Below are 11,928 nucleotides of genomic sequence, written 5' to 3'. Positions count from 1 at the left end.
GTTTCAGACGGCCTTGTTTTTTATCTATTGCTTATTCGGCTAAAACCGATTCGGGCATTTCTTGACGGACGTTTAAGGAAGTCAGTTTTTTGGTCAAGATGCTCAATACGATGCCGTAGGCAGGCAGGAAGAAGAGGGTGCAGATGGCAAGTTTGAACAGATAATCGACAAATGCAATGCCCTGCCAATTTGCCGCCATAAATTCATCGTTGCTCGCGTAAAAGGCAACGGCAAAAAACACCAGCGTGTCCAAAGCGTTGCCGACGACGGTGGAAGCAGTAGGGGCTACCCACCATGATTTCAGACGGCGTAATCTGTTGAACACGAAAATATCGAGGATTTGCCCAAGCGCATAGGCGGAAAAGCTGGCCAATGCGATGCGGCCGACAAAGGTGTTAAAGTCGGCCAAAGATGCCCAGCCTGTCCAGTTGCCGTCATGAAAGAGGACGGAGAAGACGTAAGAGAGCAGCAGGGCGGGGAACATCACCCAAAAAATAATCCGTCTCGCCAACGGCGCGCCGAAAATGCGCACGGTCAGGTCGGTAGCGAGGAAGATAAAGGGGAAGGAAAATGCGCCCCAGGTGGTAAAAATACCGAAAATCTGAAAGGGGAACTGCACCAGATAGTTGCTGGCGGCAATAATAAAAATATGGAAAAGCACCAGCCAGAAGAGCGCTTTCTTCTGCTGTGCGGCGGTAAATTCGTACATGGAAATCTTTCGGAAGTTTTTCAGACGGCATGAAGCCTTGCGAGACTGTGCAATAAATAAAGTCTTGCAATGAAAAAGGTGTTAGGCCGTCTGAATAGGATTATTGTGCATCGTGTTCGAACAGGCGTTTGCGTGCCAAGGCTTCAAACTCTGTACCTGCTTTGCCGTAGTTGGCAAACGGATGAATGGCGATGCCGCCGCGCGGTGTGAATTCGCCGAATACTTCGATGTATTTCGGATCCATCAGGGCGATGAGGTCTTTCATGATGATGTTGACGCAGTCTTCATGGAAGTCGCCGTGGTTGCGGAAGCTGAAGAGATAGAGTTTCAGTGATTTGCTTTCCACCATTTTGATATGGGGGATGTAGCGGATGTAGATGGTGGCAAAGTCGGGCTGGCCGGTCATCGGGCAGAGGCTGGTGAACTCGGGGCAGACGAATTTGACGAAATAGTCGTTGTTGGGGTGTTTGTTGTCGAACGCTTCTAAAATTTCAGGCGCGTATTCGCTCGGGTATTGGGTTTTCTGGTTGCCCAAAAGGGAGATGCCTTGCAGCTCTTCGTTGTTGCGGGACATGAGGTTTCCTTAGTTTTTTAATGTGGGAGGTTTTCGAACCACGGGGTGCGGATTGTAATATAAATTGCATGGCTTGTGCGGATTTTATAGCGATGAATCAGCAGGATAGCTTTCAGACGGCCTGTTTTGTATTTTATGAAACCTGTTTTCCGCTTTACAATAGCAGCCAATCAACAGGCCGTCTGAAAGTTTCGTATGTCTTTATCCCAACCCAAACGCATCCTGATCATCAAATTGCGCCATCATGGCGATGTGCTTTTGAGCACGCCGGTGGTCGATGCGCTGAAAACCCGTTTCCCCGATTGCGAAATCGATATGCTGGTGTATGCCGGTACGGGGCAGCTGATTGCCGATAATCCGCAGATTGCGCAGATTTTTACCATTGATCGAAATTGGAAGAAGCTGGGTGTATTCAAGCAGTTGGCGTGTGAGAAAAACCTTTTTGCAAAGCTGAAGGCGCGCGATTACGACTGGGCTTTCAACCTGTCCGACCAATGGCGCGCGGCGGTAATCGCCAAACTGTGCGCCCGTTGCAGCGTGGGTTTGGACTGCATCAAGCGCGACGGTTTTTGGTGGCGTTTCTGTCATGATTTTATCAACCATGAGCTGGATCCCAGCCATCATATCGTTGAAAACCAATTGAATATCCTCGCGCCGCTTATCCAGCCGGAAGACGTGGCCGATGCGAAGGTGCGCCTTTGGGTGGCACAAGATGCAAGGGAAAGCATGCGGCAGAAATTGCGTGAGCAGGGTTGGAGCGGCGAAGATTATGTATTGATGCACCCGGGTGCGCGTTGGCATTTCAAATGTTGGGAAGACGGAAAAAACGCCGCCATCGTACAGCTTCTGCTCAACAGCGGGCAGAATGTCGTATTGACCGCTTCCCCCGACAATGTCGAGCAATACATGCTTCAGGAAATTATAGGCCGTCTGAATATTCCGGAAGGCGGAAAAGTTTGGGTGTTGTCCGGATGCTTGAGCCTGCGTGAATTGGCGGCGGCCATTGAGGGCGCCAAACTGTTTATCGGTGTCGATTCCGCACCGATGCACATCGCCGCTGCTTTGGATAAACCGCAAATCGCTTTGTTTGGCGCGTCATGGGTGGACAAATGGCGTCCGTATTCCGAGCAGGCCGAAGTTATTTATGCCGGTGATTATGCCGAGTTGCCCAACCCCGACAGCATCGATACCAACGATCCGACCCGTTTGTTGAAAGCGATTCCGTTGCAGGATGTGTGGGATAGAATTTCTGCCAAATTGGAGGCGTTGGAGGCTTAAAACCGCTTACCATGATCCGTTAAACATTTTAGCTTTGCGCCAAAATGCCCATTTGGAACGGCGGCCGATTTCCAGCGTGCCGCCGTTTTCGCCGTCTGTGGCAATGCACACTGCTTTCAGACGGCCTGAATCAAGAGCGTCCCATAAAGGCACAAACCAACGGGTTTCCCAGCTTTCCAAAATATCTTTGTATGCCCAAACATCGCCTGTCTGTAAGGTGGAAACCAAGTCGTCCAAAAAGATAAGGCCGTCTGAAACCGTGTTGCCTGTTTCTTGAACCATCTCAAACCAAGCCTTCAAATCATACGGCGCATCGAGTTTGGGCGTATCCGAAAAACGCGCCCATGCGCTGTCTGAGGCGATAATATCCGCAGACTGTGTACCGTTCGCATCGTTCCACAGCCACAAACCGTTGATTTCCGGCAATCCTTGTTGTTCACGCGCTTGGTTAATCGGATGCGTGTGGAGAAACATTTGGATTTCCGTCTGCATGGCCAACCAAGATACCGCATCTTGGCCATGTGCCTGACCGTCCATTTCCGGCTGCCCGCACACATCCAAAACACATTCCGCGCCCCAATCTTCTATTGTCGGCATACTGAGCAGCCACATGCTTTCGCAAAGCGGCTCGAATTGCCAATCTTTATCTTGATAAAACGCCGACAAATCCGCACATAATCGTTGTGCCTCCTCTTTTTGGATGCCGATAAACTCACCGCTGATAATGTTGACATGGTGCATGCCCATCTGTTGCCAAACCGGAGAGGCAAAAGCGGCCGCGCGTTTTTGGCTTGTGTGGCGTAAACGTTGCACTTGGGTAATGAGGCTGCCGCCCCACAAATGGCGTCCGTAAAATTCAGACGGCCTGAGTGTTTCTTTGCGTAATGTGCCATAACGCAAAAGACGGTTAAAAGCAGGTAAGGCAAGCTCAGGGACGGATTCGTCGGCAAAGCGGTTGAGCGAGGGGAGGGCGAGGGTCAGCTTCATAAGCGCAAATAGATAGAAAACCGTTATTTTACGCGACAAATGATGCGTTTCGGAACCTTGCCCTCACGTACTCAAAAAGAGCCGTTCAGACGGCCGGTTTGGAAAAAATGGGCTGCCATGCTAAAATGAGTGGCGTAAATTTCAGAAAAACAGGGTGTAAATCAACACAATAGCCCTGATAATAACGTCAATCTCAAACACGACCTCATTCATTCCGAATGAAAACCTGATTTTCAGATCGGAAAAAAGACTCAAAGTCCTTTATCCCCAAAACTGTTTAAACCAGCAGGCGGTCGCGGCAGGCCGGATGTGCCGGCATTCTGCAAACTTTAAAAAACAGACCGCCCCATTAAGGATAACGCGTGATTAAAAACAAATATTCCACTCGATTCAAAGCAACCCTCTTAGCGTTTCTGCTGCCGGCTTCAGGCATCATGACCGCATACGCCATTACCGACCCTCAACCCGCACAAACTGATTTCAAAGTCGAGCGTATTTCCGAAGAGTTGCCTGCCGTTTATGTGGAAACCAATACCTATCAATCCAGCTATTGGGCGCAAGAAGCCGTCCAAGCCGGCGACTCTTTGGCAGACGTTTTGACGCGCATGGGTGTCAACCAAGAAGACATCAAGCAAATCATGGCGAAAAACAATGCCAACCTCGACATGAAAAACCTGCGGACCAACCAATCCGTCAACATCCGCATCGATTCTTCAGGCCAAGTGACCGACGTTCAATTCTTTACCGATGAAGAATTGGAACGCAATTTGGTGGCTTTGGAAAAAGTTAAGGGCAAATGGCGCATCTCCAATGCCGAAATCGACATGAAAACCATGCCGACCCTGCGCTCCGTGCAAATCCGCACTTCCGCCATCGGCGATATGCTCCGTGCCGAAATCCCTTCCGAAGTGTATATCCAGCTCAAAGAAATCTTTGCCGACTCGTTCAATATGAGCGATTTGAAAGAAGGCGATACCGTACGCCTTTTGTACAACAGCATGTATTTCCGCGGCCAACAAATGGCCGTCGGCGATATTTTGGCGGCTGAAGTGGTTAAAGACGGCAAAACTTACCAAGCCTATTATTACAGCCAAGGCAAAGGCGACGAAGAAAGCGGCAGCTACTACGACCAAAACGGTAAGTCCCTGCAACAAAAAGAAGGCTTTAATACCGAGCCTGTTGCATACACGCGCATTTCTTCCCCGTTCGGCTACCGTGTCCATCCGGTTTTGCACACTGTCCGTATGCACACCGGTATCGACTATGCCGCGCCGACCGGTACGCCGATTAAGGCCGCCGCCGACGGCGAGGTGATTTTCAAAGGTTGGAAAGGCGGCTACGGCAATACAGTGATGATTCGCCATGCCAACGGTGTGGAAACCCTGTACGGCCACATGAGTGCGTTCAGCCCTGCCGACGGCAGAGTCCGCGCCGGCGAAGTGATTGGTTTTGTGGGTACAACCGGCCGTTCTACCGGTCCGCACCTGCACTACGAAGCACGCGTCAACGGCCAGCCGGTCAACCCGACTACCGTCGCACTGCCGACGCCGAAGCTGACCCCGACCAATATGGCCGCGTTCCGCAAACAGCAAAAAGATGCCAGCACGATGTTGTCTACCATCCGCTCTTTGCCGGTTTCCGTAGCGCAGCTGGATTAATAAGATAAAGGCCGTCTGAATAAGGTTTCTTTCAGACGGCCTTTTCCATTAAAATCGATACCTCAACGCCCACGTTTACTCAGAGAAAGCTTATGTCTGTTCATCAGCCCATTATCCAATCCCTGCTTGATACCGACCTGTACAAATTCACCATGCTGCAAGTCGTGTTGCATCAATTCCCGCAAACCCACAGCCTCTACGAATTCCGCTGCCGCAACAAAGAGATGGTGTATCCGCTGGCCGATATTCAAGAAGAATTGGAACGCGAACTCGACGCCCTGTGCCAGCTGCGCTTTACGCATGACGAACTCGACTACCTGCGCAGCCTGCGTTTTATCAAAAGCGATTTTGTCGATTATCTCGAGCTTTTCCAACTCCAACGCCGCTTTGTCAAAGTCAGTCCCGACGATCAAGGCCGTCTGAACATCCGCATCGAAGGTCCGATGATACAGGCGATGTTCTTCGAGATTTTCATTCTTGCCATCGTCAACGAACTCTATTTCCGCCGCTTGGAAACGTCAGCCGTCATTGAAGAAGGCGAGCGCCGTCTGCAGGCCAAAGCGCAACAGCTGAAAGAAATTGCGGCTACACAAAATCCGAATGATCCGCCATTCCTGATTTCCGATTTCGGCACGCGCCGCCGCTACACCCTCGCATGGCAGGAACACGTTATCCGCACCTTGCTGGAAGCCGCTCCCGACATCGTGCGCGGTACCAGCAATGTTTATCTGGCCAAAAAACTCGGCATCACACCCATCGGCACCATGGCGCACGAGTTCCTCCAAGCCTTCCAAGCCTTGGACGTCCGTTTGCGCAATTTCCAAAAAGCCGCGCTGGAAAGCTGGGTACATGAATACCGCGGCGACCTCGGCATCGCCCTGACCGACGTGGTCGGCATGGATGCCTTCTTGCGCGATTTCGACCTTTACTTCGCCAAACTCTTCGACGGCCTGCGCCACGACAGCGGCGATCCTTATGTTTGGGGCGACAAAGCCTACGAACATTACAAAAAACTCAAAATCGACAGCCGCACCAAAATGCTGACCTTTTCAGACGGCCTCGATATTGAACGTTCATGGGCATTGCACCAATACTTCAAAGACCGTTTCAAAACCAGTTTCGGTATCGGTACCAACCTGACCAACGATTTGGGACACACGCCTTTGAACATTGTCTTAAAGCTCGTCGAGTGCAACGGCCAATCCGTTGCCAAACTCTCCGACTCCCCGGGCAAAACCATGACCACCAACAACACCTTCCTCGCTTATCTGCGCCAAGTGTTTGACGTACCGGAGCCGGAAGAGAAAGCCTAAAAACAAAGGCCGTCTGAAATGTTCAGACGGCCTTTTGAATTAATCCATATCGCTTTCGGGCAATTCTGCCGAACCCATGCGGCGCAGGATAATATTGGTTTTGTTGTGCATCCGTTTGCTCTTGGGGTGGTCTGCGTAAAACAGCGGAGCCGGAACGCGCGCCGTGAGTTTGGCGGCTTGTTGGCGGGTGAGGGCGGAGGCAGGTTTCTTGTAGAAATACTGGGACGCCGCTTCCGCGCCGAATACGCCGTAGTGCCATTCGATTGAGTTCAGATACAGCTCAAAAATGCGGTCTTTGTCGGTAACGGCTTCCATCATCGCCGTAATCGCCGCTTCTTCGCCTTTGCGGATGTAGCTGCGGCTTTCGTTGAGAAACAGGTTTTTCGCCAGCTGCTGGCTGATGGTAGAACCGCCGGCTTTGACTTCGCCGCTTTGCTTATTGCGTTTCATGGCGTATTTGATGCCGTTCCAGTCAAAGCCGCTGTGTTCGGCAAAATTGGCGTCTTCGGAAGCAATCAGGGCTTTTTTGAGATTGACGGAAATTTGGTCGTACGGCACCCAGCGGTAGTCCAGCTCGACATCGCGCCCTTCGCTTGCAAACTGGCTCATGCGCATGGACATGAAGGCGGTTTTGCTGGGCGCGACGGCGCGGTAGGTAATGATGTTGCCGTACACATAAGCGTTGAAGAAAATGAAGATGCCGATGGGCAGGGCAATCAGCCATTTGATGATGCGGAACATGGTTACAGGGCTTTCATGTATTCGATAACAGGGCGGATATCGGGCGTAAATCCGCGCCAAATATGGTAAGAGGCGGCAGCCTGACCGACCAGCATGCCCAGGCCGTCTGAAACTTCGGCCGCACCGTTACTTTGGGCAAAGTTCAAAAACGCCTGCGCCGCGTCGCCGTAAACCATATCATAGGCAAGGCGGCAGTCGCGGAAAATTTCAGGATTGACGGCAGGAAGCTGACCGCTCAAGCCGCCGGACGTGCCGTTGATGATGATATCGAAACCGCCGTTCAACTCCGCCATCGGGACGGCTTCAATGCCGAAAAGCCGCGCCAATTCCTCGGCTTTTGCGTGGGTACGGTTGGCAATGACGATACGGGCAGGGCGGTGTTCTTTCAAAACAGGAATCACGCCGCGCACCGCGCCGCCCGCGCCCAAAAGCAAAATAGTTTTGCCTTCGATGGCAATGTTTTTGACCTGCGTGATGTCGTTGGCCAAACCGATACCGTCGGTGTTGTCGCCGCGTATTCTGCCGTCTTCCAACCACACCAGCGTATTGACCGCACCGGCAGCCAAAGCGCGGTCGGAATGTTCGTCCGCCAGCGCAAAAGCTTCCTGCTTGAACGGGACGGTTACATTCGCACCTTGCCCGCCCTCGGCGTGAAACGCCGCAACAGCCTCGGCAAAACCGCCGATTTCGGCACAGATGCGCTCATATTCGATGGCCGCGCCTTCCTGCAGCGCAAACTGCTGATGGATTTGCGGCGATTTACTGTGTGCAACGGGATTGCCGAAAACGGCGTAACGCGGGGTATTGTTCATAAAACAGGTTCTGCGGAAACAAAAGAAAAGAGTGCTTATTATAGCGGTCTTTATGTTAAGAAAGCGTAATGTAAAATTGTTGACAATCAAACAGTCTGAAACTATATTTCAGTGCGTAAAAACGGGCGCCCTGATGTATTTCAGACGGCCTTACCGTGATAGAATAACAAATTATACCCAATCCCTCAGGAGCTGAAGATGTCCATCAAAGACGCTGTAAAACTGATTGAAGAAAGCGAAGCCCGCTTCGTAGATTTGCGCTTTACCGATACCAAAGGCAAGCAGCACCACTTTACCGTGCCTGCCCGCATCGTCCTCGACGATCCCGAAGAATGGTTTGAAAACGGTCAGGCGTTTGACGGTTCGTCCATCGGCGGCTGGAAAGGCATTCAGGCTTCCGATATGCAGTTGCGTCCCGATGCATCTACAGCCTTCGTCGATCCTTTCTACGACGATACCACCGTTGTCTTTACCTGCGACGTCATCGATCCTGCCGACGGTCAAGGCTACGACCGCGACCCGCGCTCCATCGCACGCCGCGCCGAAGCTTACTTGAAATCTTCCGGTATCGGCGACACCGCCTACTTCGGCCCTGAGCCTGAATTCTTCGTTTTTGACGGCGTAGAATTTGAAACCGACATGCACAAAACCCGTTACGAAATCACTTCCGAAAGCGGCGCATGGTCAAGCGGCCTGCATTTGGACGGTCAAAACACCGGCCACCGCCCGGCTGTCAAAGGCGGCTACGCCCCCGTCGCACCGATTGATTGCGGCCAAGACCTGCGTTCTGCCATGGTGAACATTTTGGAAGAACTCGGCATCGAAGTCGAAGTGCACCACAGTGAAGTCGGTACCGGCAGCCAAATGGAAATCGGCACGCGTTTTGCCACTCTGGTTAAACGTGCCGACCAAACCCAAGACATGAAATACGTCATCCAAAATGTTGCTCACAACTTCGGCAAAACCGCCACTTTCATGCCCAAACCCATCATGGGCGACAACGGCAGCGGCATGCACGTCCATCAATCCATTTGGAAAGACGGTCAAAACCTGTTCGCAGGCGACGGCTACGCCGGCTTGAGCGATACCGCTCTCTACTACATCGGCGGCATCATCAAACACGCCAAAGCCCTGAACGCGATTACCAATCCGTCCACCAACTCCTACAAACGCCTCGTGCCGCATTTTGAAGCGCCGACCAAGCTGGCATATTCCGCCAAAAACCGTTCCGCTTCCATCCGCATTCCGTCCGTAAACAGCAGCAAGGCACGCCGCATTGAAGCGCGCTTCCCCGACCCGACCGCCAACCCATACTTGGCATTTGCCGCTTTGTTAATGGCCGGTTTGGATGGTATTCAAAACAAAATCCATCCGGGCGACCCTGCCGATAAAAACCTGTACGACCTGCCTCCGGAAGAAGATGCATTGGTGCCAACCGTTTGCGCCTCTTTGGAAGAAGCACTGGCCGCCCTCAAAGCCGACCACGAATTCCTCCTGCGCGGTGGCGTGTTCAGCAAAGACTGGATCGACAGCTACATCGCCTTTAAAGAGGAAGATGTCCGCCGTATCCGCATGGCGCCGCACCCGCTGGAATTTGAAATGTATTACAGCCTGTAAAACAGCTGAAACATTTTAAATTAGGAAATCAAAGGCCGTCTGAAACTGGATTTGAAGTTTCAGACGGCCTTTAGGCTTAAAATAGATAGGGCGATCGAATTGGGTATGATAGCGAGAAGCAATGAATCATGCCGTTGGAAAGCCTTTATGGAATCGGTTCTACGTGTTAAATTTCAGCATGACAGGCCTTTTATTAAAGATATTCGCCATTACTTTGTAGTAATCAGTCTTCAAGCTGAATCCGCAAGGTAAAGGCATTACTTGGCGAGAGCTGAAAGAGTCTTTCGGTTCGGACAAAAAACAGGAAGATTAAAGCCTCAGGCCGTCTGAAAGGGTATTTAAGGATATTTTTTGTTTTCAGACGGCGTGTTTGATAAGGAAAAACATGTTTGCAAATTTTGATTTAGGCGTATTTCTGCTGGCAGTATTGCCCGTGTTGTTGGCCATTACCGTGCGCGAAGTGGCACGCGGTTATACGGCGCGTTATTGGGGCGACCATACCGGCGAGCAGCTTGGACGTTTGACGCTCAATCCGCTGCCGCACATCGACCCTGTCGGTACGATTGTCGTGCCGCTGGTGTGTCTGATGATAGGCAGTTTTCTGTTTGGTTGGGCGCGTCCCATGCCCATCGATTCGCGCAATTTCCGCGATCCGCGCCGCGCGTGGCGTTGGGTGTCGATTTCAGGCCCGATTGCCAATTTGATTTTGGCGTTCTTTTGGGGTTTTGTCGTCGTACTTGCCGCGTATGTGCCTGAGTCTTATCAAGCACCGTTGGTACAGATGGCCGGTTACGGCGTGATGGTGAACTCGATTTGGGTCGCATTCAGCCTGATTCCGATTTTGCCTTGGGACGGCGGTATTTTTATCGATACCTTCCTTAATGCCAAGCAGTCCATGCAGTTCCGTAAAATCGAGCCCTACGGCACATGGATTATCCTGATCCTGTTGTTTACAGGCCTGCTGGCCAAACTGATTTGGCCGATTATCGACATGATTCAGACCGCAGTGCAGATGGTTGTCATGTTGTTTATTTAAATGTTTTGGCTGAAAAGGCCGTCTGAAACCCAGTTTCAGACGGCCTTTTCATTGTGCAACATGTAAATACGATTGGAAAAGTTGCTTAAAAATTGTACAATTTCAGCCCCTTCAATTCGGCGCACACATCATGCACATCGGCGGCTATTTCATTGACAACCCCATCGCACTTGCCCCCATGGCAGGGATTACGGACAAACCGTTCCGCCGGATTTGCCGCGAGTTTGGCGCAGGGTGGGCAGTGTGCGAAATGCTGACCAGCGACCCGACGCTTAGAAATACCAAAAAGACCCTGCGCCGCAGCGATTTTGAAGGCGAGGGCGGAGTGGTGGCCGTCCAGATTGCCGGCAGCGATCCGCAGCAGATGGCGGAAGCCGCGCGGTATAACGTCGGCTTAGGTGCGCAGGTTATCGACATCAACATGGGTTGCCCGGCCAAAAAAGTCTGCAATGTGCAGGCAGGCAGTGCATTGATGCAAAACGAGCCGTTGGTTGCCGAAATCTTGGCAGCCGTTGTCAACGCGGTGGACGTACCCGTTACCCTCAAAACCCGTTTGGGCTGGCACGACGAACATCAAAACTTGCCGACTATCGCCAAAATTGCCGAAGAATCAGGCATCGCAGCCCTTGCCATCCACGGCCGCACCCGTACGCAGATGTACAAAGGCGAAGCGCGTTACGAATTGATTGCCGAAACCAAAGGCCGTCTGAACATCCCCGTTTGGGTCAACGGCGACATCACTTCGCCGCAAAAAGCCGCCGCCGTCCTCAAACAAACTGCCGCCGATGGCATCATGATAGGGCGCGGCGCACAAGGCAGGCCGTGGCTCTTCCGTGATTTAAAACATTATGCCGAACACGGTGTTTTGCCGCCGGCCTTGAGCTTGGCAGAATGCAACGCCACCATTTTGAACCACATCCGCGCCATGCACGCGTTTTATGGCGAAGCCGCCGGCGTGCGCATCGCCCGCAAACACATAGGCTGGTACATCGACGAAATGCCCGATGGCGAGCAGACACGCCGGGACATCAACCGCTTGGACAGCGCCGCGGCACAATACGATACCCTTGCCGCCTATCTTGAGACGCTTTCAGAGAAAACCGACCGCTGGGTATGCCACTATCGGGAAGGCTAAAGGGTTTCAGACGGCCTCATCATTTAAAAATAAATCCATTTAAAAACAAATCTAAAGAAAGACAATCA

General features: G+C 51.9%; 11 protein-coding genes and 1 riboswitch. Of the genes, 6 read left to right on the top strand and 5 right to left on the bottom strand.

From position 1 onward, the window contains the following. Positions 1-31 precede the first annotated feature (31 nt). Positions 32-709 (bottom strand): 7-cyano-7-deazaguanine/7-aminomethyl-7-deazaguanine transporter, encoded by a 678-nt coding sequence (locus BBP27_RS06930; protein ID WP_070629620.1) that lies wholly within the window; start codon positions 707-709, stop codon positions 32-34. 100 nt (positions 710-809) lie between these two features. Further along, a complete protein-coding gene (gene queF, locus BBP27_RS06925) occupies positions 810-1,283 on the bottom strand; it encodes a preQ(1) synthase (protein WP_188211773.1) in 474 nt (157 codons plus the stop codon). Positions 1,284-1,286: 3 nt separating this feature from the next. Further along, positions 1,287-1,331: riboswitch (PreQ1 riboswitch) on the bottom strand. 147 nt (positions 1,332-1,478) lie between these two features. Between queF and rfaQ the strand changes: the two genes are divergently transcribed. Then, on the top strand, positions 1,479-2,561 hold the full coding sequence (rfaQ, locus tag BBP27_RS06920) for a putative lipopolysaccharide heptosyltransferase III (RefSeq protein WP_188211774.1): 1,083 nt from the start codon (positions 1,479-1,481) through the stop codon (positions 2,559-2,561). Between the two features lie 6 nt (positions 2,562-2,567). Here rfaQ and BBP27_RS06915 read toward each other — a convergent pair whose 3' ends face one another. Beyond that, complete coding sequence (locus tag BBP27_RS06915; RefSeq protein ID WP_188211783.1) at positions 2,568-3,548, bottom strand: hypothetical protein; 981 nt, start codon at positions 3,546-3,548, stop codon at positions 2,568-2,570. 362 nt (positions 3,549-3,910) lie between these two features. Between BBP27_RS06915 and BBP27_RS06910 the strand changes: the two genes are divergently transcribed. Together BBP27_RS06910 and pncB are read left to right on the top strand one after the other, a co-directional pair. Beyond that, entirely contained in the window at positions 3,911-5,206 is a 1,296-nt protein-coding gene (locus tag BBP27_RS06910; RefSeq protein WP_003748435.1) for a M23 family metallopeptidase, read from the top strand. Between the two features lie 92 nt (positions 5,207-5,298). After that, complete coding sequence (gene pncB / locus BBP27_RS06905) at positions 5,299-6,519, top strand: nicotinate phosphoribosyltransferase (protein WP_188211775.1); 1,221 nt, start codon at positions 5,299-5,301, stop codon at positions 6,517-6,519. 39 nt (positions 6,520-6,558) lie between these two features. On the opposite strand, the gene mtgA is transcribed toward pncB, so the two are convergent. Continuing rightward, on the bottom strand, positions 6,559-7,260 hold the full coding sequence (gene mtgA / locus BBP27_RS06900; protein WP_003748438.1) for a monofunctional biosynthetic peptidoglycan transglycosylase: 702 nt from the start codon (positions 7,258-7,260) through the stop codon (positions 6,559-6,561). A gap of 2 nt (positions 7,261-7,262) precedes the next feature. After that, positions 7,263-8,072 carry a shikimate dehydrogenase gene (gene aroE / locus BBP27_RS06895; protein WP_188211776.1) on the bottom strand — a complete coding sequence of 270 codons (810 nt, stop codon included), beginning with the start codon at positions 8,070-8,072 and terminating at the stop codon, positions 7,263-7,265. A 198-nt stretch (positions 8,073-8,270) separates the two neighbouring features. Here aroE and glnA point away from each other — a divergent pair, with 198 nt between their 5' ends. The 3 genes from glnA to dusB all read left to right on the top strand — a co-directional run bounded on the left by glnA (position 8,271) and on the right by dusB (position 11,860). Further along, positions 8,271-9,689: a type I glutamate--ammonia ligase gene (glnA, locus tag BBP27_RS06890; RefSeq protein ID WP_003748442.1), complete on the top strand. Its 1,419-nt coding sequence runs from the start codon at positions 8,271-8,273 to the stop codon at positions 9,687-9,689. A 385-nt stretch (positions 9,690-10,074) separates the two neighbouring features. Continuing rightward, positions 10,075-10,725, top strand: a complete 651-nt coding sequence (locus BBP27_RS06885; RefSeq protein ID WP_188211777.1) for a site-2 protease family protein — start codon at positions 10,075-10,077, stop codon at positions 10,723-10,725. Positions 10,726-10,855: 130 nt separating this feature from the next. Further along, on the top strand, positions 10,856-11,860 hold the full coding sequence (gene dusB / locus BBP27_RS06880; protein WP_188211778.1) for a tRNA dihydrouridine synthase DusB: 1,005 nt from the start codon (positions 10,856-10,858) through the stop codon (positions 11,858-11,860). Positions 11,861-11,928 lie beyond the last annotated feature (68 nt).

Origin of the sequence: Neisseria sp. RH3002v2g, from assembly GCF_014596425.2 — a bacterium.
Classification (GTDB): domain Bacteria; phylum Pseudomonadota; class Gammaproteobacteria; order Burkholderiales; family Neisseriaceae; genus Neisseria.
The sequence above is the reverse complement of the archived record's forward strand: the minus strand, read 5'-3'. Positions and strand labels throughout refer to the sequence as shown.